11 protein-coding genes and 2 pseudogenes are annotated in these 22,588 nt (G+C 72.4%); 8 read left to right on the top strand and 5 right to left on the bottom strand.

Features of this window, described 5'->3' with window-relative positions; all coding sequences use genetic code 11:
• Positions 1-56: 56 nt before the first annotated feature.
• The gene (locus STRAU_RS02485) at positions 57-545 is read right to left on the bottom strand and encodes an ATP-binding protein (RefSeq protein WP_078620927.1); all 489 of its coding nucleotides are present in this window, start codon (positions 543-545) and stop codon (positions 57-59) included.
• 210 nt (positions 546-755) lie between these two features.
• On the opposite strand from STRAU_RS02485, the gene STRAU_RS02490 reads away from it, so the two are divergent.
• The 3 genes from STRAU_RS02490 (at position 756) to STRAU_RS02500 (ending at position 7,479) form a co-directional block, all read left to right on the top strand.
• A complete protein-coding gene (locus STRAU_RS02490) occupies positions 756-3,818 on the top strand; it encodes an alpha-mannosidase (RefSeq protein ID WP_016638648.1) in 3,063 nt (1,020 codons plus the stop codon).
• A gap of 1,405 nt (positions 3,819-5,223) precedes the next feature.
• The gene (locus tag STRAU_RS02495) at positions 5,224-6,366 is read left to right on the top strand and encodes a hypothetical protein (protein WP_037657125.1); all 1,143 of its coding nucleotides are present in this window, start codon (positions 5,224-5,226) and stop codon (positions 6,364-6,366) included.
• 450 nt (positions 6,367-6,816) lie between these two features.
• Positions 6,817-7,479 (top strand): class I SAM-dependent methyltransferase, encoded by a 663-nt coding sequence (locus STRAU_RS02500; RefSeq protein WP_016638650.1) that lies wholly within the window; start codon positions 6,817-6,819, stop codon positions 7,477-7,479.
• A 148-nt stretch (positions 7,480-7,627) separates the two neighbouring features.
• Here the strand turns inward: STRAU_RS02500 and STRAU_RS02505 are convergent, their stop codons facing one another.
• Positions 7,628-9,370: a pyruvate dehydrogenase gene (locus STRAU_RS02505; RefSeq protein WP_016638651.1), complete on the bottom strand. Its 1,743-nt coding sequence runs from the start codon at positions 9,368-9,370 to the stop codon at positions 7,628-7,630.
• A 54-nt stretch (positions 9,371-9,424) separates the two neighbouring features.
• Positions 9,425-10,987: a protein phosphatase 2C domain-containing protein gene (locus STRAU_RS43405; RefSeq protein WP_472980048.1), complete on the bottom strand. Its 1,563-nt coding sequence runs from the start codon at positions 10,985-10,987 to the stop codon at positions 9,425-9,427.
• 1,023 nt (positions 10,988-12,010) lie between these two features.
• Here STRAU_RS43405 and STRAU_RS02520 point away from each other — a divergent pair.
• From STRAU_RS02520 to STRAU_RS02530, 3 genes are all read left to right on the top strand, one after another.
• Complete coding sequence (locus tag STRAU_RS02520) at positions 12,011-13,081, top strand: helix-turn-helix transcriptional regulator (protein WP_016638653.1); 1,071 nt, start codon at positions 12,011-12,013, stop codon at positions 13,079-13,081.
• A 42-nt stretch (positions 13,082-13,123) separates the two neighbouring features.
• Positions 13,124-13,609, top strand: coding sequence for a DUF456 domain-containing protein (locus STRAU_RS02525; RefSeq protein ID WP_016638654.1), 486 nt, complete (start codon positions 13,124-13,126; stop codon positions 13,607-13,609).
• 93 nt (positions 13,610-13,702) lie between these two features.
• Positions 13,703-16,057: a glycosyl hydrolase family 95 catalytic domain-containing protein gene (locus tag STRAU_RS02530; RefSeq protein WP_259299808.1), complete on the top strand. Its 2,355-nt coding sequence runs from the start codon at positions 13,703-13,705 to the stop codon at positions 16,055-16,057.
• Positions 16,058-16,156: 99 nt separating this feature from the next.
• Here the strand turns inward: STRAU_RS02530 and STRAU_RS02535 are convergent.
• Both STRAU_RS02535 and rsgA read right to left on the bottom strand, forming a co-directional pair.
• Positions 16,157-17,571: pseudogene (locus tag STRAU_RS02535) on the bottom strand (DNA-3-methyladenine glycosylase 2 family protein).
• A gap of 183 nt (positions 17,572-17,754) precedes the next feature.
• Positions 17,755-18,885 (bottom strand): ribosome small subunit-dependent GTPase A, encoded by a 1,131-nt coding sequence (gene rsgA / locus STRAU_RS02540; protein WP_016638659.1) that lies wholly within the window; start codon positions 18,883-18,885, stop codon positions 17,755-17,757.
• 400 nt (positions 18,886-19,285) lie between these two features.
• Here rsgA and STRAU_RS02545 point away from each other — a divergent pair, with 400 nt between their 5' ends.
• Together STRAU_RS02545 and STRAU_RS02550 are read left to right on the top strand one after the other, a co-directional pair.
• Positions 19,286-22,177 (top strand): glycoside hydrolase family 2 TIM barrel-domain containing protein, encoded by a 2,892-nt coding sequence (locus STRAU_RS02545; protein WP_016638661.1) that lies wholly within the window; start codon positions 19,286-19,288, stop codon positions 22,175-22,177.
• 136 nt (positions 22,178-22,313) lie between these two features.
• Positions 22,314-22,588: pseudogene (locus tag STRAU_RS02550) on the top strand (hypothetical protein); the annotation flags it as partial.

Genomic DNA, 22,588 nt, shown 5'->3' on the forward strand with positions numbered 1-22,588 from the left:
ACGGGGGTCCAGGGGGCGCAGCGGGAAGGGGCGGGACTGGGGAGCCCCCGGCAGGGCTACCCCCCACCCCCGTCCAGCTCGAACCACACCACCTTCCCCACCCCCTGCGCCCGCACCCCCCACGCGTCCGCGAGGGACTGCACGAGGAGGAGGCCGCGCCCGTGGGTGTCCTCGCCGTCCCCGGGCGCACGCGGCCGGGGACGGCGCCCCACGAAGTCCCGGACCTCGACCCGCAACCGCCGCGGCCCCACCGTGGCGGTCAGAATCGCGTCCCGGTCCGTATGCACGAGCGCGTTGGTGACCAGCTCGCTGGCGAGCAGCTCCGCGGTCTCGGCCCGCCCGGGCCGCCCCCAGTGCCGCAACAGCTCCCGCAGCGCGCCCCGCGCCTCGGGCACCGCCCTCAGGTCGGCGCGCCCCAGCCTGCGCCGCAACTGGACGCTGCCGTCACCCGGCGCACCCCCGACCGCCTCGTCCCCTCGTTTCGGAACGGACGCCTCCACACCGATGGAACCGATGGCGGCGCCTCCTCTTAGGTGTCTCGTCATGAACCCCGCCCACCCGATGACCAAGCCCCCCGCCCGGCCTCTCAACTCGAACACGCTCACGGAATGCATGCCCGCCCCGCCTGGCGGCACGCATGTCCATTCGTCAACCAAAGATGCGGATGCGCCGATGGGTTGAGGGGAAGTGAAGCCGAGTACTCACCGATCGGCCCCGAATCGACCCCCCGTGAGCGACCACACGAAGGAGCCGCCGTGCACGACGACCGACAGCTGGTGGAGGAGCGCCTGGACCGCGCGCTGCGGCAGTTCATCCGGCCCGCCCAGTACGCGGCGCGGACGCCGCTGGCCCTCTCCGCGTGGCACGCGCCGGGCGAACCGGTGCCCGTGGGCGAGGCCCTGGCGGCGGCGTACGAGCCCTTCGAGACCGGAAGCGACTGGGGAAAGCCCTGGTCGACGAGTTGGTTCCGGCTCGAAGGCGTGGTGCCCGAGGAGTGGGAGGGCCGGCATGTCGAGGCGGTGATCGACCCCGGGTTCACCGGGGACGGGCCCGGCTTCCAGGCCGAGGGGCTGGTGTACGACGCCTCGGGCGTACCCCTCAAGGGCATTCACCCCCGCAATCGTCATGTGCCGGTGGCCACCCGCGCGCGGGGCGGCGAACCGGTGCGGCTGCTCCTGGAGGCGGCCGCCAATCCGGCCGTGCTGCACGACTTCGTACCGACCCCGCTCGGCGACATCCTGACCGCGGGCGATCGGCCCATCTACCGATTCGCGGCTGCCGACCTCGCCGTACTGGACGAGGACGTCTGGCAGCTCGTCCTGGACATCGAGGTCCTGTCGGAGCTCATGCGGGAGCTGGACGCGGGGCGGCAGCGACGCCAGGAGATCCTGCGGGCCATCGAGGACATGCTGGACGCGCTCGATCTGCACGACGTGTCCGGCACCGCCGCCGCGGCCCGCGCCGAGCTGGCGGAGGTGCTCGCGCGGCCCGCCCACGCCAGCGCCCACCGCGTATCGGCTGCCGGGCACGCGCATATCGACTCGGCGTGGCTGTGGCCGCTGCGCGAGACGGTACGCAAGGCGTCCCGGACGTTCGCCAATGTGACGGCCCTCGCGCGTGACTATCCGGAGCTGGTGTTCGCGTGCTCGCAGGCGCAGCAGTACGCGTGGGTCAAGGAACACCAGCCGCACATCTGGGAGCGCATCAAGAAGGCCGTGGCGGACGGCAATTGGGCGCCGGTTGGCTCCATGTGGGTGGAGTCGGACGCCAATATGCCGGGCGGTGAGGCGCTGGCCCGGCAGATCGTGCACGGGAAGCGGTTCTTCCAGGAGGAGTTCGGGGTCGAGACGGAGGAGATCTGGCTCCCGGACTCCTTCGGATACACCGCGGCCTTCCCGCAGTTGGCGAAACTCGCGGGCGTACGGTGGTTCCTCACCCAGAAGCTGAGCTGGAACCAGTCCAACAAGATGCCGCACCACACCTTCTGGTGGGAGGGCATCGACGGCACGCGGGTCTTCACGCACTTCCCGCCCGTGGACACGTACAACTCCCAGCTCCACGCCTCCGAACTCGCCCACGCGGAGCGGAACTTCGCCGACAAGGGCCGTGCGACGCGCTCCCTGGTGCCGTTCGGCTGGGGCGACGGCGGTGGCGGTCCGACCCGCGAGATGCTGGAGCGGGCGCGCCGCCTGCGCTCCCTGGAGGGCTCGCCGCGCGTCGAGATCGAGAAGCCGTCGGCGTTCTTCTCGGCGGCCGAGGAGGAGTACGGCGAGCGGGCACCGGTGTGGTCCGGTGAGCTGTACCTGGAGCTGCACCGGGGGACGTACACGTCGCAGGCCGCCACCAAGCGCGGCAACCGGCGCAGCGAACACGCCCTGCGCGAGGCCGAGTTGTGGTGCACGGCCGCCGCCGTGAAGGACCCCGCGTACGCCTATCCGTACCACGACCTGGACCGACTCTGGCGAACGGTCCTGCTGCACCAGTTCCACGACATCCTGCCGGGCTCGTCCATCGCCTGGGTGCACCGGGAGGCCCGCGACACCTATGCGCGGGTGCTCGCGGAGCTGGACTCGCTCACCGCGGAGGCGGTACGCCACCTGGGCGGCGGCGAGGCGTCGGTGCTCAACGCGTCGCCGTACGAGCGCGGTGAGGTCGTCGAGCACGAGGGGCGGCTCGTGCACGTGAACGTCGGCGGGTTCGGTGCCCAGGAGCTCGCGCGGGACGCCGGGCACGAGCGGGACGCGGGCACGGTGACGTCCGCGACCCGGACCGGGCAGGAGATCGTCCTGTCCAACGAGCACCTGCGGGTGACCGTCGACTCCGACGGGCTCCTCTCCTCCGTCCTCGACCGGGCCGCCGACCGCGAGGTCCTCGCCCCCGGCAGCCGCGGCAACCTCCTCCAGCTGCACCCCGACCACCCCACCCACTACGACGCCTGGGACCTCGACAAGCACTACCGTCACCGGCACACCGACCTCACCGCGGCCGAGTCGGTGGAGCTGGTGGAGGACGGGCCGCTGCGCGCGTCCGTGCGGGTCGTCCGGTCCTTCGGAGCCGGGTCGCGGATCACGCAGGAGCTGCGGCTCGCCGCGGGCAGCCGGCGCCTCGACGTCGTCACGGAGGTGGAGTGGCGCGAGTCGGAGAAGGTGCTGAAGGCCGCGTTCCCGCTGGACGTGCAGGCCGAACGGTCGGCCGCCGAGATCCAATTCGGGCATGTGCACCGCCCCACGCACGCCAACACGTCCTGGGACGCGGCGCGGTACGAGATCTGCGCGCACCGGTGGCTGCGGGTCGCCGAGGACGGGTACGGGGTCGCGGTGCTCAACGACTCCACGTACGGGCACGACGTGACCCGTGCCCCGCACGCCGAGGGTCTCGGCACGACCGTCCGCCTCACGCTGCTGCGCGCGCCCCACAGCCCCGACCCGGAGACCGACCTCGGCACCCATCACTTCACGTACGCGCTGCTGCCCGGGGCTGCGACGGGGGACGCGGTCGCGGAGGGGCTCGCGCTGAATCTCCCCCTGCGGGTCGCGTCGGCACCCGCGGTGGCACCCCTGGTGCGGGTCGACCACCCCGGAGTGACCGTCGAGTCGGTCAAGCTGGCGGAGGATCGGAGCGGTGATGTCGTGGTGCGGCTGTACGAGTCCTGCGGCGGGCGGGCCCGTGCCGTCCTCACGACGTCGTTCCCCGTCACCCGGGCCAACGTCACGGACCTCCTGGAGCGCCCCCTCCACCCCGCCGACACCTCCGGCGCGGGACTCTCCCTGTCCCTGCGCCCCTTCCAGATCCTGACCCTGCGGCTGCGTCCGGCGTAGCCCCTGCGTGGCGTCTGGTGCATCCGGCTGTCTGTCCGCACGGACGAGACGACGAGCCCGGAGCGGCAGCGCGAGGCCGATGACATAGCGGCGGCGGCCCTCGGCATCAACTTCGGCGAGGGCGCCGCCCTGCGCGATGCGTCGCGATGCGGCCGCGCGGCTCCGCAGCCGGATACAGGAACGCGGGCACGCCTGTGCTGTGCCACGGCTGCCACCAGCTCAAGACACGTACCGAGTTCGGCATCGAGAGTGCCCGATCTCTGGGCTATGCGCCCATCAGTAACTGGAGCTCCCTGGAGGGGTCGAACGCCCCGCCAGCACTCGTCTGATTGCCGCAGTGTTTCTTACTTTTTTCCAGCCACCAGGAGTGGGGATCCATGCGTGTGAGCGATTGTCAATCACAGTAAGACCTAGTGGATCATAGAGAATCGCGCCCCCGTTCTGGCGCCTCACAGGAACGTCAGTTCCTTCCGAGGTTCGTCGGAAGGATACCTTGAATTCACCTCCCGGTGGCACAAAGTACAGGTGCGGCGCCTGAATGCTTAGCGATTCCTCTGATGCGGTGGGACCCCACCGAATGGAAATCGGCGAAAAATCCTCGCAGCCCTCCATGATGACCTTTATTGGTAACGACCCTCTATTATCGAGATAGGCGCGCACCTTGCCGTCGAAACCGACACGGGCCCAGTAAGAGACTTGGCTGATCAGTTCGCTGCGTTGTCGTTCCTGATCACGTATCAGGATCACCATTCCGAGTAGGAGAGTGCCACTCGTGGTGATCGCACCCACCCACGTCGGAACATCGCCCCAGTCAACCCCCATCGGGTCAGGATAGGCGGGCAGGCATGCTGCCGCAGCTCTTGCGTAAAGGGTGCGATGTAGGTGTGCACTCTGCCCCGAGTAGCCCCGGTTGGTCGTCGGCTTGAAACGGGCGGCAGAGGCTGTTCGAGTCCGCCCGCCCCTCTTCATCGACTCGTCCACCATGTGACCCCAGCGGCAACAGCACTAGTCCCGAGCGAGATCAACCATGCCGGTATCCGCTTGATGGTCAAGTGCACACCACCTAGGCGTAGTTCGATTTGCGGTGGTGGCGCGCTGGGCTGATCTTCGCTGGGTTTGGACACCGGTCCTCCTGAGAGCTGGTGTCCCCATACCAACCACCCCGCGTCAGTGGCACACCATTTGGCGAGCCCTGGCGAATCCTGGCGAATAGTCGCGCGCCTGTGGCGGATCGGTCGGAACCCTTGACGCTCCCGATGTGAGGTGTCCCATGCCTTGCGGGCCCCGTACCCTCTACAGATCCCCGGGTGCCCCGAGCTGACGAGCGGGGGCGCTCCCGGCATCCAGGTCACCGACCTCGGCGAGTCCCACGGCAAGCCCGTCTACCGCACCCGCACAGGAAGGCTTGGCCGAGCGGTCCGGTGTCTCCGTTGACGTCCGCAAGCTGGAGCAGAGGCGCAAGCACAGCGCGCGTTTGCCCACACTGCACGCCCTGTCCAGAGGGCTGGGCGTTGAGTTGACGAGCCTTCTGGGAGATCCGCCCGGTGTCCCCTCCAACGGGGAGGCGGACCCACCCGCACTGGTTGCCGTACGGCGCGCCATCATGCCTCCGTTGTTCGCCCCGCCTGCGGAGCCCAACGGGGCCGAGCGGCTGTCCCTGCCTCTGCTGCGCGCCGAACTGGCCGAGGGGTGGACGCTCTACCACGGTGCGGAGTTCGGGCGCCTCATGGCAGTACTGCCGGGGATCATCGCGGACGCGCGATTCGCTGCTGCTGTCGGCACCCCGGAGGAGCGTGCCGCCGGCCAGGCTGCGTTGGGCAAGGCCCTCCAGCTGGGTGGCCACTTGGCCATCGGGCTCGGGAAGTCGGATCTTGCTCTGTCGGCTCTGGAACGGGCCATCGATGCCGCCGGGCAGTCTGCCGATCCCTTGCTGCCTGCCATGGTGTCCAACTCCGTTGCCTGGGCCTATCAGCGGCAGAATCGCTTGGACGATGCACAGCATCTGGCGGTGTACGCCGCCGATGGCGTCGAGCGGGATCACGTGCACACGGCCGAGGGTGTAAGGGTGTGGGGTGGCTTGCTGATGTCGGCGGCCACCAGTTACGCAAGGAACGACGACTACGACACCGCGAACGCCATGATGAGGACGGCGGAGAGGGCGGCCGGGCGGCTTGCCCAGTTGCCACCGCCCGCTGACAGCAAACTGGTGTCGGTGTTCTCCAAGTCGTCCGTACGAATCGAACGCGTCAGGCTCGCTGTCCAGCACGAACGACCGGAAGAGGCGCTGACGTTGGCGCGGGGGATGCGTCTGAGCAAGGACGTTCCGCCGTCGTGGCGGACGTGGCTGCTGCTGGACGTGGCGCGGGCCCACACCGATGTCGCAGACGCCGTCGGAGTCGTCAAGGCACTTGAAGCGCTGCGGCGTGTCGCACCTGCGTGGATGCGCCATCACACGCTCGCCGTCGCCATCGTGACCGATCTCCTGGCCACTTCGTCCCAGCCTCCTGGGCTGCGCAGGCTCGCGGAGTTCCTCGGGGTGCCTCAATAGCGTTCCAGGAGTGGGACGTTCCGTCCCTGTGGGATCACCGTGGGTCACGCCAGTCTGTCGGCATGGCTTCCCATGGACGGGCAACTGAGGGCGGCGCGGCTGGTGCCGGAGAGCACCCGCCCGACGACGACTTGACGGCATTCATCGAGTCCCGGGGCTTCTGGCGGCTTGCCCCGGACTGGTGGCCGCATGCCTTCAACTGCACGCCGTCCCGGGACGCCCTCAAGCATGTTGAAGCGGCTCTGCTCCAGAGGCCGGGGCAGGGCCACGCACCCCGCCTGCCAGAGGAGGCATAACGAGCTGTGGGAGGTCGACGCATCCGGTTGCTCACCCTGCGACGACAAGGTCCCCGACAGCCACTGACCCAGCGCTAGAGTTCCTGCCCCTGTCCCTCGTATCCGAGGTCCGGGGGCAGTGCCATGCCTCTCACCCCCGCACGGAGGAAGCCCGTTGCCCGCACGCCACGACATCGCGAGCGAGCGTGAACTCTGGGACGCCTTCGCCGAACACACCAAAGGCAAGGTGTTCGAGTCCGAGCCCGAGTTCTGCTGGAGCCAGTACAGCGGGCACGGACCCGGACCTGAACTCCTCGGCGACCCGGCCACCGCGCTGGAGCTCGGGTGCGGCACCGGGCGGGCACTGGCACACCTGGCCCAACGGGGCGTGCAGGCCACGGGCGTGGATCTTTCGCCGGTCATGGTCCAGCACGTCACCGAACGGTGGGGGCCGCTCGGCGTACGGTTCATCTGCGCCGAAGTGCTGGAGCACCTGCGGGCGAGCCCGGAGACGTACGACGCCGTGTACTCGATCTTCGGAGCCGTCTGGTTCACCAACCCCGCGCAACTGCTCCCCTTGATCGCCGAGCGCCTGAACCCGGGCGGAGTCCTGGTCTTCTCCCAGCCTCCGGCGATCCCCGGAGCGTACGGGCCCCAGGGCATGTACAAGGGGGGATTCGCCGGGAAGGCGATGTTCACGTACCGCTACAGCTACACCCCTCGCAAGTGGCAGAACCTCCTGCTGAAGGCAGGCTTCCAGACCGCCGAAGCGAAGATCCTCAGTGCTCCCGAGCCCGACCACATCGGCACCCTGATCGTGCGCGCCACCATGAGCTAGAAACCAGCCCCGCCCGTTCGCCGCTGCGGCACGGTTTTGGCCCGTCCGGCGTTTGAGGACGAGCCGCGAAGCGGCGTTGAGGACGAGCCGCGAAGCGGCGATAGCGGGGGTCCGGGGGCGGCAGCCCCCTGGGGGGCGCCCACGCGGGTCAAGGCCGCGGCACGTTGCGCAGGTTGGAGCGAGCCATCTGGAGCATGCGGCCCACCCCGCCGTCGAGGACGATCTTGCTGGCGGAGAGGGCGAAGCCGGTGACCATTTCCGAGCTGATCTTGGGTGGGATGGACAGGGCGTTGGGGTCGGTGACGATGTCGACGAGGGCGGGGCCCTTGTGGGAGAAGGCGTCCTTGAGGGCGGACGCGAGTTGTTTGGGCTTCTCCACGCGGACGCCGTAGGCACCGGCCGCGCGGGCGACGGCGGCGAAGTCGGGGTTGTGGTTGGTGGTGCCGTAGGACGGCAGCCCGGCGACGAGCATCTCCAGCTCCACCATGCCCAGGGAGGAGTTGTTGAACAGGACCACCTTCACCGGCAGGTCGTACTGCACGAGCGTCAGGAAGTCCCCCATCAGCATGGTGAAGCCGCCGTCGCCCGACATGGAGATGACCTGCCGCTTGCGGTCGGTGAACTGGGCGCCGATCGCCTGCGGCAGCGCGTTGGCCATGGAGCCGTGGCTGAAGGAGCCGATGATGCGGCGCTTGCCGTTGGGCGAGATGTAGCGGGCCGCCCAGACGTTGCACATGCCGGTGTCGACGGTGAAGATCGCTGAAGGGTCGGCGAGGTCGTCGAGGACGGAGGCGACGTACTCCGGGTGGATCGGGATGTGCTTCTCGACCTTGCGCGTGTACGCCTTCACCACGCCTTCGAGGGCGTCCGCGTGCTTCTTCAGCATCTTGTCGAGGAACTTGCGGTTCGACTTCGGCGAGACGCGCGGGGTCAGGCAGCGCAACGTCTCGCGTACGTCGCCCCAGACGGCGAGGTCGAGCCGCGAGCGGCGGCCGAGGTGTTCGGGGCGCACGTCGACCTGGGCGATCTTGACGTCGTCGGGCAGGAAGGCGTTGTACGGGAAGTCCGTGCCGAGCAGGATGAGCAGGTCGCACTCGTGGGTGGCCTCGTACGCGGCGCCGTAGCCGAGCAGTCCGCTCATGCCCACGTCGTACGGGTTGTCGTACTGGATCCACTCCTTGCCGCGCAGGGCGTGGCCGACCGGGGACTTGATCTTCTCGGCGAACGCCATCACCTCGGCGTGGGCGCCCGCCGTGCCGCTGCCGCAGAACAGGGTGACCTTGTCGGCCTCGTCGATCATCGCGGCGAGCTTGTCGATCTCGGCGTCGCCGGGACGTACGGAGGGGCGTGAGGTGACCAGCGCGGTCTCAGCCGCCTTCTCCGGGGCCGCCTCGGAGGCGACGTCGCCGGGCAGTGAGACCACGCTGACGCCCGACTGGCCTACGGCGTGCTGGATGGCCGTCTGAAGCAGGCGCGGCATCTGCTTCGGGCTGGCGATCAGTTCGCTGTAGTGGCTGCACTCGCGGAACAGCTGGTCCGGGTGGGTCTCCTGGAAGTAGCCGAGGCCGATCTCGCTGGAGGGGATCTGGGAGGCGAGGGCGAGGACGGGCGCCATGGAGCGGTGGGCGTCGTACAGGCCGTTGATGAGGTGCAGGTTGCCGGGGCCGCAGGAGCCCGCGCAGGCGGCGAGGGAGCCGGTGATCTGGGCCTCCGCGCCGGCCGCGAAGGCGGCGGTCTCCTCGTGCCTGACCTGGATCCAGTCGATCGCCTTGGTGCGGCGGATCGCGTCCACGACGGGGTTGAGGCTGTCTCCGACGACTCCGTAAAGGCGCTTCACTCCGGCACGGACGAGGATGTCGACGAACTGCTCGGCGACGTTCTGCTTGGCCATCTCTTCATGCACCCCTTCACTCTCTTTGGGTCCATGAATTCACAGGGGACGCGCTCACGCCTCCCAAACGGCGGCAGCCGTGCGGTCGTCCGCGTAGCCCTTGGCCCGGACCTGGATGTCGGCGAGGAACGCGGTGAGGCCGGGCGGGCCGCCCTCGGCCCACCTGCGGGTGAGGTGGCGGGCCAGCTCCGGCTCGCCGCGCAGCGGCTCGGCGAGGCCGCCGCTGCACAGCAGGAGCGTGTCACCCGGGCGGGCGACGGAGGCCCGGAACCGGAAGGGGTCGCGTGCCGGGGCGGGCGCCGGTTCGTACGGGCTCGGGGGCGTCGTGATGCCCAGGTCCATGGTGAGCCGGTCGCCGTCGGGGCTCTCGGCGGGCGGCGAGCCGAAGCCGACGACGGGTTCGCCGGCCAGGTCGGCCACGCGTGGCTCGATGTCCTGCCACTCGCCGCCGCGCAGCCGGAACAGGCCGCCGGCGCCGACGCCGAAGAACACGCGGGTGCGGCATTCCGGGTCGGCGGGGAGCAGCAGGCAGCGCAGCGATGCCGTGTACTCCTCCGGTTCCAGGCCGAGTTCGGCGGCGCGGGCGCGGAGCTTGCCGAGGCTGCGGTCGGTGAGGCGGTGCAGGCCCGACTTCAGGTCGCCGCGCCGGGCGGCGCGGATGTCCTGGGCCAGGCGGGCGTGGCTGCGGCCGACGGCGCGGCCGATCCACGCGCAGGCGTCGGCGGCGGCGCGGTGGGCGCCCGGTGTCGAACGGGCGCCGGTGGCCATGGCGACCAGGACGAGGGTGTCGTCGCCGGTGCCGAAGCGGGCGGTGAGCAGGGCGTCGCGGCGGGGTTCGCCGCGGAACCGGGCCGAGTCGCCGCGCAGGGACGTGGCGCGCAGCGTGGAGGTGCCGTAGCGGGCGCCGTCCAGGACGGTGTCCGCTACGAGCTCCCCGAGCGCGTCCGGGTCCGCCACGGGCAGCCCCGTCGGCTCGGCCTCGTACGTCGGCGGCCCGTCCCCCACGTACGCGGGCACACCACAGGAAGCGCCGCCCTCCCCCACGGGGGAACCCGCGCTCCCCTCCCTGGACGGCTCACCTCCCGCCGTCGAAGCCCCGGCCGGGCCACCGGCGGCCTCCGGTTCGGGCTCGGGCTCGGGCTTCCGCGCCGGGGGGAACGTCAGCGGCCCGGCGGAGGGCGCCGCCCAGGGGGCGGGGGCGCGGTAGGCGGGAGGGTCATGGGCCGGCGGCGCGGTCGGGGCTTGGCGGGGTGGCGGCAGCGTCGGTGGCCGAGCTGGTTCCGGGGCCGGTCGCTGGGGTGCCGTGGGTGCTGTCGGCGGGTGGGGAGTGCGAGGCGGCTCCGGGGCCGGACGCCCAGGCGCCTCGGACACCGGAGGACGGGGAGCCTCAGGCGGCACCGGGGCCGGACGACGGGGTGGCTCGGGCGCCGGAGGCGGAGGTGGGGGCGGCGGCTCCGGGGTGGGCCGCTGGGGTGGCGGAGGCACGGAGGCCGTCAACCAGTCCGGGAGGACGCCCCGTTGAGGTGCGCGGGTGGGCCGCCGGGCCGGGTCGGCCTCACGACGGCCTGAGCCGGCTTCGGCCTGGGCCTGGGCCTGGTCGGCCTCCCTGCGAGCCAGGTCGCCCTCACTGTGGGCAGCGTCGGCCTCACGACAAGCTTGGTCGGCCCCGCGACGGGCAGAGTCACCCCCGTGCCGAGCCGGGTCGCCCCCGCTACGGGCAGCGTCGGCCTCACGACGAGCCAGGTCGGCGCCGCGGGCAGAGTCGGACTCGCGGTGAGCAGCGTCGGCCTCCCCGCGGGCCAGGTCGGCGCCGCCGACGGAGTCGGACTCGCGGTGAGCGGCGTCGGCCTCACCGCGGGCCAGGTCACCCCCACCACGGGCACCGTCAGCCTCGCGGCGAGCCTGGTCGGCCTCACGACGGGCAGAGTCACCCCCACCGCGGGCAGAGCCAGCCTCGCGGCGAGCAGCCTCGCCCCCGCCACGCGCAGCGTCGGCCCCCCGCTCCCCCGGAGCGACATCCTCCCCTCCGAGCCCCCCGGCAGCGTCCGGGTGAGCCGAGGTCACATCCGCCGCAGCCGCGCCCCGTTGACCGGGAACACTCCCCGGCCCGCCGGGGCCCCCGGCAGCGTACGCAGTAGTCCCCTCGGCGGAGCCGGAGCCGGAGTCGCCCGCCTGGGCCCCGTCGTCCGAGGCGCCCCCGCCAGAAACCGTTCCGGACGCCGACGCGAACCGGTCGTCCAGAGAATCAGCCGCGGCCGCAGGCCCCGCGTCGTCCTTCGACTCGTCGTACAACTGCCCCCACCAGTCGTCCTCCTGGCCGGAACGGGCTCCGTGACCGGTGTGCCTCTCCCCCTGCTGGCTCATGCCCCTATTGTCCACCGCACAGGGCGTACGAAAACGGTGCATCCGGAAATTCCAGCGAGGGGCGGGCCGTGGTGGCGCGCCGAGCGCCGGGCGGCCCCACCCCCCACGGGAGGACCGCCCGGCGCGGGGACACCTTGGCAGACCGGCGGGTACTGCGGGGATGATGTTCGCGGCGGGTTTACGCCGTGGCTGCTTTCCGCCACGGGTGGGTGGAACCCGCCGGGACGATCGGGAGGCCGGGCCTGCCGGGCAGGCCATCGGGAGGGACGTCGCCGCATGCTGGCTGCGATAGGGCTGGACGAGACGCACGAGGCGGCGTACCGCGCACTGGTGTCGGTGGGCGCCGCCGACGTGCCCGACCTGGCGCGCCGCCTCACGCTGGGCGAGCCGGAGACGGAGCGCGCGCTGCGCCGCCTGGAGCGGCACGGCCTGGCCGCGCAGGCGTCGGGCCGGGCGGGGCGCTGGGTGGCGGCGCCGCCCGGTGTGGCGCTCGGCGCGCTGCTCACCCAGCACCGGCACGAGCTGGAGAAGGCGGAGCTCGCGGCGACCCTGCTCGCCGAGGAGTACCGCGCCCAGGCCGCCGAGCCCACCGTGCACGACCTGGTCGAGGTGGTGACCGGCGCGGCCGCCGTCTCGCAGCGCTTCCTGCAGCTCCAGCTCGGCGCGAGCCACGAGGTGTGCGCGCTGGTCACGGGCAGGCCGGTCGCGGTCACGGGCGTGGAGAACGACGCGGAGGAACAGGCCGCGGGCCGGGGCGTGCGCTACCGCGTGGTCATCGAGCGCGAGGTGCTCGCCGCCCCCACCGGCCTCCTTGAGGTGGCCGCGGCGATGCGGCGCGAGGAGCGGGTGCGGGTCGCCGACCGCGTACCGACGAAGCTGGTGGTCGTGGACGGCTCCCAGGCGATGGTGCCGCTGACGTCGCGCACGGCGGAACCCGCGGCGCTCGTGGTGCACGCGAGCGGCCTCCTGGAGTCCCTGACGGGCCTCTTCGAGGCGGTGTGGCGCACGGCGCTGCCGCTGCGCCTGGGTGAGGACGGCGCGGTGGGCGAGGCGGGCACCGGCGGCCCCGACGGCACGGACCTGGAGGTCCTGTCGCTGCTCCTCGCCGGGATGACGGACGCGAGCGTCGCCAAACAGCTCGACCTGGGGCTGCGCACCGTACAGCGCCGGGTGAAGCGGCTGATGGAGCTGACCGGCGTGACGACGCGGCTGCAGCTCGGCTGGCACGCGTACGAACGCGGCTGGGTGGCCCGCGAGGCCGCCGAGACCTCCGGGGCCTCCAGGCTCTCCGGGTACCCCGGGACCCCCGGGACCCCCGGAGCCTCCGAGGGCACAGGCTCCGACTGACCCCGACCTGCGGTTTCGTATCCGCTCCTGCACCCTGGGCAGATGGGAGCGTGGGAACTCCTGCTGGTCGGCGTGGTGATGCTGCTCGGCCTGTGCGGAGTGCTGGTGCCCGGTGTGCCGGGGTCCTGGCTGGTGTGGGCCGGGACCGCCTGGTGGGCGCTGCAGGACCCGCGGGGACTCGCCTGGGGCGTCCTGGTCGGCGCGACCCTGCTGCTCCTGCTGTCCCAGGCCGTGCGCTGGCAGTTGCCGCCCCGGCGGCTGCGGGAGTCCGGCGCGACCCGGCACATGGCGGTGTTCGCGGGCGGCGGCGCGCTGCTCGGCTTCTGCGTGCTGCCGGTTCTCGGCGCGCTGCCGGGGTTCGTCGGCGGTCTGTACGTGGCCGAGCGGGCGCGGCTCGGCGGGCACGGCGAGGCGGTGACGGCGGTGCGGACGGCGCTGCGGGCCGGGGGGTGGAGTGTGTTCGTGGAGCTGTTCGCGTGCCTGCTGATCGTGGGGGCGTGGGTGGGGGCGGAGCTCTGGGGACGCTGAAGATCGGCTTCGCCACCCTCGGCACATCCGATCTCTCCCGACTCATTGACGTACTCGTACGCCATCTCTAGCTTTCAGCGGCAGATACCTCCGATGACTCGACGACTCAGCCTGGAGGCCCTGATGCCCGTCCCGTCCAGAAGAGCCGTGCTCGCCACCGGTCCCGCGCTCGGCGGCGCGATGCTCGTCGGCGGCCTCCCCGCGCAGGCCACAGCCGCCCCGGACACACCACGGCGGCCGGAACCGTCCGCTCCCGACCCCTGGTGCACGGTTCTCGACGACGCGGACATGGTGTGGCGGCGGATGCCGAAGACCTGGTACGAGGGCCCGTTCCTGGGCAACGGCTTCCTCGGCTCGGGGATCTACGCGGAGCCGGGCCGCGAGACGAAGGCGGTCCGCTTCAACGTCCAGCACTCCGAAGTGCAGGACCACCGCCCGCAGTTCGGCTCCCTCTTCGGCCTGGCCCGGCTGCCGATCGGCCACTTCACGCTGGAGCCGGTCGGTACGATCACCGGCCTCGACTGGCGGCTGCGGCTGCGCGACGCCGAGCTGACGGGGACGCTCACCACGGACCGCGGCACGCTCCGCGTCCGCGCGCACGTGCACAGCTCGCGCGCGGTCCTCGCGGTGGAGGTGACCGCGAGCGCGGGCGAGCGCGGCTTCCGCTGGGTGTTCCATCCGGCGGAGGCGATCAGCCCGCGGGCCGCGTTCAAGCCGGCACCGGCGGGGTACGAGGGCAACCCGCCCGCGACCGTCGAGCGGCACGACGGGGTGTCCGCGGCCGTGCAGCCGCTGCTCGCGGGCGGGCAGCACGTCACCGCCTGGCGGGAGCAACTCCGGGGCGGGGCGCGGACGTTGTACGTCCATGTCGCGCACTCGCACCCGAAGTCCACGGCCCGCGACCGGGCGGTGCGCGCGGTGCGGTCCGCCGCCCGGCTCCCGTACGATGCCTTCGCGGCGCCGCACCGCGCGTGGTGGGGCGCCTACTACCGCAAGAGCTTCCTGTCGCTGCCGGACGCACGCATGCAGCGCTTCTACTGGATCCAGCTCTACAAGGCGGCGGCCGCGGCCCGCCGTGACGCCCCGGTGATGGCGACCTGCGGCCCCTGGCTGGAGCCGACGCCGTGGCCGAACACCTGGTGGAACCTGAACGTGCAGCTGGAGTACTGGCTGATCCACGGCTCCGACCATCTCGAACTCGACGCCGTGACCCGGGCGTTGAGCGAGTTCCGGGACAATCTGGCCAAGGAGGTCGCCGCCCCGTACCGCGCGGACTCCCTCGGCGTGCCCCGCACCACGGACACCCGCCTCGTCAACGGCGCCTCGGTGACGAACGGCGGATACGGTGTGGGCATCCCCGGCCAAGACCCCCCAACGCCCGAGGTCGGCAACCTCACTTGGGCCCTGCACAACGTCTGGCTGAGCTACCGCCACACCATGGACACCGCGCTCCTGCGCGACACCCTCTTCCCCCTCCTGCGCGGCGCCGTCAGCTACTACCTGCACTTCCTCCACCCCGGCCCCGACGGCAAGCTGCACCTGCCGGCGACGTTCTCCCCCGAGTACGGCGGCAACAGCCGTGACTGCAACTACGACCTGATGCTCCTCACCTGGGGCTGCCGCACCCTCCTGGAAGCGGCCGAACTCCTCGGCGTCGAGGACGCGTTGGCGCCGCGCTGGCGCGAGGTCCTGGCCAGGCTCGTCGCGTACCCCACCGACGGACACGGCTACATGATCGGCGCGGACATCCCCTTCGCGAAGTCGCACCGCCACTACTCGCATCTGCTCGCGGTCTATCCGCTGTACGAGGTGACGGGCCGCACCCCGGCCGAGCGGGCGCTGATCGAGAAGTCCCTCGCGCACTGGGTCGGCTTCGAAGGCGCCCTGCAGGGCTACACGTTCACCGGCGCGGCATCCATCTCGGCGCTGCTCGGCAAGGGCGAGGACGCCCTGAAGTACCTGGGTGAGCTGATGAACCGGTTCATCCAGGCCAACACCATGTACAAGGAGTCGGGCCCGGTCATCGAGACGCCGCTGTCGGCCGCGCAGTCGCTGCACGACATGGTGTGCCAGTCGTGGGGCGACGTCGTCCGCGTGTTCCCGGCGCTGCCCGCCGCGTGGGCGGACCTCGCCGTGCACGGCTTCCGTACACAGGGCGCGTTCCTGCTCAGCGCGGTGCGCGAGAAGGGGGCGACGCGGTGGGTGCGCCTCGTGAGCGAGGCGGGCGCGCCGTGCGTCGTGCGCCACGGGATCGCCGGGCCGATCGAGGTCCGGGACGGGCGGGGCCGGCCGCTGCGGTACGAGGACGCGGGCGACGGCGCGATCCGCATCGCGCTCGGCAAGGGCGCGTCGGCGCTGATCACGGCGCGCGGTGACCGCCCCGACCTGCGGATCAGCCCGGTCGAGCCGAACGCGGCCGCGCCGCGCTGGGGGCTGCCGACGGCCTGAGCGGGTGGTACGCCGCGCACGCCGCCCGGGCAGCGCCCCTGGGCCCGTCCGGGAAGTGAACTCGCCTCACCCATGGGCAAGTTGCCGCACAACAGGCGACTACGCCGTGAGGAGCCGTTCCTCCTCCGCCCCCGCCCCCGGCTGTCCCGCCTGCGTCCGCAGATGACGCACCGCGTACGAGCGCCAGGGCCGCCACGCGTCGGACACCGGCTCGCCGGGCGGGGCCACGTCCGGGTCGCCGAGGGCCCGCGTCCGGATGGCCGCGGCCGCCGTCGCGTCCACTCCGGGCACCGCGCGCAGGGCCCGCTCGGCGTCGTAGCGGTCGGCGCCCGCGTCCAGGCGGACGGTGCCGTCGGCGAGGGCGGCCGCGAGCGGCAGCCGAGCGGCAGCCGGTGGGCGAGGGCGTCGGGCGCGGGGAAGACGTGCGTGAGCGTGCCGCAGGGCGACGGCAGCGGCGTGCCGTACTCGACGACGAGGCGCCGCGCCTCCTCCCTGCCCACGACCGCCCGCACCGCGAACTCCTCCGGGTCGGCGGCGCCCGGCGAGCGCAGGCCGGGGCGGGCGCGGACCAGCGGGGCGAGGCGGGGGTCGGCGGCCAGGCGCTCGTCGACGGCGTACGGGTCGGCGTCCAGGTCGAAGAGGCCGCGAAGCCGCTGGACGGCGGTCGACAGGTCCCGCAGGTCGGTCAGGTGCAGGCGGGCCTCCAGCCAGCCGCAGCGGTGCGTGTCGCCGCCCCTGCGCGCGTCGCGCTCCTCCACGGCCACGATCCCGGAGGCGTACGGCAGCCGCAGCGTGCGCCGGTACGTACGGGCGCCGCGCTCTCCGCCGACCTCCTCCACGCCGGGCAGGGCCTCGTCGGCGAGCAGGTCGAAGACGGCGGCGGCCTGGTAGGGGCCGCGGTGCGCCAGGCGCAGCGGGATGCCGGCGGAGGGGGTGCCGCGGCCGCCGCCCCGTTTGGGCGCGGCGGCGCGCAGGCCGGTGGGCGTCAGTTCGTACACGGCGCGGATGGTGTCGTTGAACTGCCGGACGCTGGCGAATCCGGCGGCGAACGCGATCTCGGTGACCGGCAGGTCGGTGGTCTGCAGGAGCACGCGGGCGGTGTGCGCGCGCTGCGCGCGGGCGAGGGCGACCGGGCCCGCGCCGAGCTCGGCGGTGAGCTGGCGCTGGACCTGGCGGGCGCTGTAGCCGAGGCGGACGGCGAGGCCGCCGACGCCCTCGCGGTCGACGACGCCGTCACCGATCATCCGCATGGCGCGGCCCACGACGTCCGCGCGGACGTTCCACTCGGCGGAGCCGGGCACGGCGTCGGGCCGGCAGCGGCGGCAGGCGCGGAAGCCGTTGCTCTGCGCGGCGGCGGCCGTCGGGTAGTAGCGGACGTTCTGGCGCTTGGGTGTGACGGCCGGGCAGCTCGGCCGGCAGTAGATGCCGGTCGTCTCGACGGCGAAGAAGAACTCCCCGTCGAAACGGGCGTCACGACTGCGCACGGCTTCGTACCTGGTGTCGTGGTCACTCACGCCATCCAGTGTGGGCCGGGGCGGCCACCGGGGCTAGCGGAAATCGGACGCCGCGTTCGCCGCCCCACCGCACCGGGGACCAAGCGGCTCCGGTGCGGCAGGCGCCCCTGCAAGGGGCGCGGGGAACTGCGCGATCAACCCCCACCAGCCCGCAGGCTCACAACCGGCCTGCCCGGCGGTGCCTCAGCGAAGTCGCCCACGCTTCGCCTCCATCGCAGCCTTGCCTTCAGCGCCGCGCCGCTTCCACTCGCGGCGCATATCGGCCCGAACCCGGGCATCGGTCTTGGCAACGATGCGCTGATTCTCACGGATCAACTTGCGGTAGCTGTCGAGCCGCCGCTCAGGGAGTGTGCCGTCCTCAAGGGCGGCGAGCACCGCACAGCCCGGCTCCGCGACATGCGCGCAGTCCTGGAAGCGACAGCCCTGGGCGAGTTCCTCGATCTCGGCGAAGACCTGCCCGACGCCGGTCCCGGCGTCGTACAGGCCGACGCCCCGCAGCCCCGGCGTGTCGATGAGGACCCCGCCGCCGGGCAGGACGAGCAGGTTGCGGGTGGTGGTGGTGTGCCGCCCCTTGCCGTCGACGTCACGGATGGCCTGTACGTCCATGAGGTCGGCGCCGGCGAGCGCGTTGGCGAGGGTGGACTTGCCCGCGCCGGACTGCCCGAGCAGCACGGACGTGCCGCCGGACACGACCGCCGCGAGGACGTCGACGCCGTCCCCGTGGGCGGCGCTGACGGGCAGCACCTGGACGCCGGGCGCGGTCGTCTCCACGTCCTCGACGAGGTACGACATCGCCGTGGCGTCCGGCACCAGGTCGGCCTTGGTGAGGGCGACGACCGGCTGCGCGCCGGACTCCCAGCCGAGCGCGAGGAACCGCTCGATGCGGCCGAGGTCCAGCTCACCGGCGAGGGACACGGCGATCACGGCGTGGTCGACGTTGGCGGCGAGGATCTGCCCCTCGGACCGCTTGGAGGAGGTGGACCGCACGAACGACGTGCGCCGCGGCAGGTAGTCCCGCACATAGCGCGGGTCGCCGCCCGGCGCGTCCACGGCCGCCCAGTCGCCGGTGCAGATGACCCGGAGCGGGTCGTGCGGCGTGACGTACGTGGTGTCGGCGCGGATGACGCCTTCCTCGGTGACGACGAGGTCGCAGCTGCCGCGGTCGACCCGGACGACCCGCCCGGGCAGCAGCCCGCGCTCCGCGTACGGGGCGAAGGCGGCGGCCCACTCCTCGTCCCAGCCGTAGGGGGCGAGGGCGTGCGAGGCGGAGCCGGAAGAGAAAGCAGAGGAGGACGGAGAAGCGGAGGAAGACAAGGGGAACCCTTCACAAGGGTGGCCCCGGCCCGCGCGCCGGACAGGCACGCAGAAGAAGAAGGAAGGTCAGCCGGAGACCACGGAGGTGATGTGCAGACATGTCTGGATGCGGGCAGCGCCCTGCGCAACGACAGCCATCGGTCACACCTCCTGAGTCCTGCTCGGCCGGCAACGGCGGTGGTGTTGGTGCACCGCCGGGCAACGCTCAGCACATTAGCCCCCGCCCTCGACCGGCCGCCACTCCTTTTTTCGCACCTCCGCCTCAGCCGAATTTCGGAGCCTCCGCCTCACCCGAACGGCCCGCCCGTCGCCGGATTCGTCCAACCCGTTCATCAAGAATCCAACAACCCTCCGTCGCAAAGAATTGAGCCCCACCACCCCGGCACGTTCTGATGGAGTCATGGAGCTCCCCTACCACGAGGACGTATCCCCCGGTACCGGCGGTCTGCCGCCGCGTGTGTGGTGCGCCGGGTCGGACGCCGTCTCCCTTTCGCTGAACGGAAGCTGGCGGTTCCGGCTGTCGCCGGGCGCCTGTGGTCCCGACGAGTCGTTCGCCGCGGCGGGGTTCGACGCCGCGGCCTGGGACGAGGTCGTCGTGCCCGGCCACTGGGTGCTGCAGGGCCACGGCGCGCCCGTCTACACCAATCAGATGTATCCGTTTCCCGTCGACCCGCCGCGGGTGCCGACGGAGAATCCGACGGGTGACCACCTGCGCGGCTTCGACCTGCCGGAGCACTGGCCGGCGGGCGGTGACGCGGTGCTGCGGTTCGACGGGATCGAGTCGTGCGCGCGGGTGTGGCTGAACGGGACGCCGCTCGGCGACTTCAAGGGCTCGCGGCTGCCGCACGAGTTCGCGGTCGGGCAGCTGCTGCGGCCGCGGGACAACGTCCTGGCCGTGCGGGTGCACCAGTGGTCGTCGGGGTCCTATCTGGAGGACCAGGACCAGTGGTGGCTGCCCGGCATCTTCCGGGACGTGACGCTGCTGCACCGGCCCGAGGGCGCCGCCCGGGACTTCTTCACGCACGCCTCGTACGACCACGAGGACGGCACCGGGACGCTGCGGGTGGATTCGGACGTGCCAGGGCGGGTGACGGTGCCTGCGCTGGGCGTCGACATCGCGACCGGCGAGAGCGTCACCGTGCCGGTCGAGCCGTGGTCGGCGGAGCGGCCCCGGCTGTACGACGCGGTGCTCGCCACGCCGGGCGAGCGGATCGCGCTGCGGGTGGGGTTCCGCACGGTCGCCCTGAGGGACGGCCTGATCACCGTGAACGGGCGGCCGCTGCTGTTCCGGGGCGTGAACCGGCACGAGTTCCACCCGGAGCGGGGCCGCGCCCTCGACCTCGCCACCATGCGCGCGGACGTCCTTCTCATGAAGCAGCACAACATCAACGCCGTGCGCACGTCCCACTATCCGCCGCACCCGGCGTTCCTGGACCTGTGCGACGAGCTCGGCCTGTGGGTCATCGACGAGTGCGACCTGGAGACGCACGGCTTCACGATGCTGGGCTGGCGCGGCAACCCCGCCGACGACGACCGCTGGACCCCGGCCCTGCTCGACCGCGCGGCCCGCATGGTGGAGCGGGACAAGAACCATCCGTCGGTGATCGTCTGGTCGCTCGGCAACGAGGCGGGCACGGGCAAGGGGCTGCGCGCGATGGCCGCCTGGATCCGGGAGCGGGACCCGGACCGGCTGCTGCACTACGAGGGCGACCCCTCGTGCCGGGACACCGACATGTACTCACGGATGTACGCCGGCCACGCCGAGGTCGAACGCATCGGCCGGGGCGAGGACGACGGGCCCGAGGAGCGGCGCCAACTGCCGTTCGTCCTCTGCGAGTACGGGCACGCGATGGGCAACGGGCCGGGCGGCCTCAGCGAGTACCAGGAGCTGTTCGAGCGGTACGAGCGGCTGCAGGGCGGGTTCATCTGGGAGTGGATCGACCACGGCCTGAGGCACCCTGCGTACGGCTTCGCCTACGGCGGTGACTTCGGCGAGGAGCTGCACGACGGGAACTTCGTCTGCGACGGCCTGTGCTTCCCCGACCGCACCCCGTCCCCCGGGCTCGTCGACTACAAGCGGGTGATCCAGCCGGTCCGGTTCGGCTACGACCCGGTGTCGGGCACGGTGTCGGTGACCAATCTGTACGACTTCGCGGACCTGTCGGAGCTGGCCTTCGAGTGGACGTACCTCATGGACGGCGAGGAACGTGACGCCTCGGGACCACTGGACGTACCGCCCGAACTCGGCCCCGGCGAGAGCGTCGAGCTGAAGCTGCCCGACCCGCCCGCGGCCGCGGGCGACGCCGAGACCCGGCTGCACCTGGCCGCCCTGGTCTGCGAGGAGACCAACTGGGCGGCGCTCGACCACGTGGTGGCGCGCGCCGACTTCGCCGTCACGCCGCGCCCGCCGGTGCCCGTCGCCACCGGCGAACGCCCGCGCCGCCGCGGCTACGACGTGGCCCTCGGCCCCGGCCGCTTCGACACCCGCACGGGCGAGTTGCGCGCCCTGGACACGCTCGCCCTGACCGCGCCGCCGCGCCTGGACGTGTGGCGCGCGCCCACCGACAACGACGACGGCGCGCCCTGGCAGCCCGACACCCGCTACGGCCCGCGATGGCGCGAGCTGGGCCTGGACCGCATGCAGCACCGCCTGGACGACGTCGAGTTGGGCGGGCCCGGCGCCGACGCGCTCACCGTCCGCACCCGGGTGGCGCCCGCGGCCCGCGACCTGGCGCTGCGCACCGTCTACCGCTGGACGTCCGACGGCACGGACCTGCGCCTCGCGGTGTCGGTGACGCCGGAGGGCGACTGGGAGCTGCCGCTGCCCCGGCTCGGCGTCCGGCTCGGGCTGCCCGCCGCGCTGGGGTACGCGCACTGGTTCGGCGGCGGGCCCGGCGAGGGCTACCCGGACACCAAGTCGGCGTCCACCGTGAGCCGTTGGTACACGCACGTGGACCGCATGCAGACGCCGTACGTCCGCCCGCAGGAGAACGGCGCCCGCGCCGACGTGCGCTGGGCCGAGCTGCGCACCGGCTTCGACGGCGAGGGGCTGCGGATCGTCGGCGACCCCGCGTTCTGGTTCACGGCCCGCCGCTGGAGCAGCGAGGAGCTGGACGCGGCCGCCCACCGCACGGACCTGACGCCGGGTGACACGGTGTGGGTGCACCTCGACCACGGGCAGCGCGGCATCGGCTCGCAGTCGTGCGGGCCCGGCGTGCTGCCGCAGCACGAACTCCGGGCGGCACCGGCCGAGTTCGCCTTCACCTTCTCGGTGGCCGCAGGGAGGCGGTGAGAGGAGGACGACGGGGCGGCGCGCCCCGCGGCCGCCGGGTTCCGGGAACCGTCCTGACCCGGAGAAACACGGTTACGGCCGCCTAGACTGGGAATCACGACGACCCACGCGCCGCCCTGGGGGGAGGGAACCACCTGTGTCACAGCAGCAGCTCGGCCGCCGCCCGGCCCGGCCGGATCCCGGGCCGCCTCCCCCGGGCGATTCGCGCCAGGGCCGGTTCGTGGGCTGGCTCGGCGGCTTCGGCTGCGCGGCCGCGGGGTACGCGGTGTTCCAGTCCCTGGTCGGCGTGTTGCCGCAGGAGATCTCCGGGGACGCGGCGCGGTACGGCATCGCGGCGGTCAGCGGCGTCGGCACGGGCCTGGCCGCCTGGCTGGCGGCGGCCCTGCTGCGGGCCGGGCCGGGCCCGGGCGA

This window comes from Streptomyces aurantiacus JA 4570, assembly GCF_000414115.1.
In the GTDB taxonomy this organism is placed as follows: domain Bacteria; phylum Actinomycetota; class Actinomycetes; order Streptomycetales; family Streptomycetaceae; genus Streptomyces; species Streptomyces aurantiacus_A.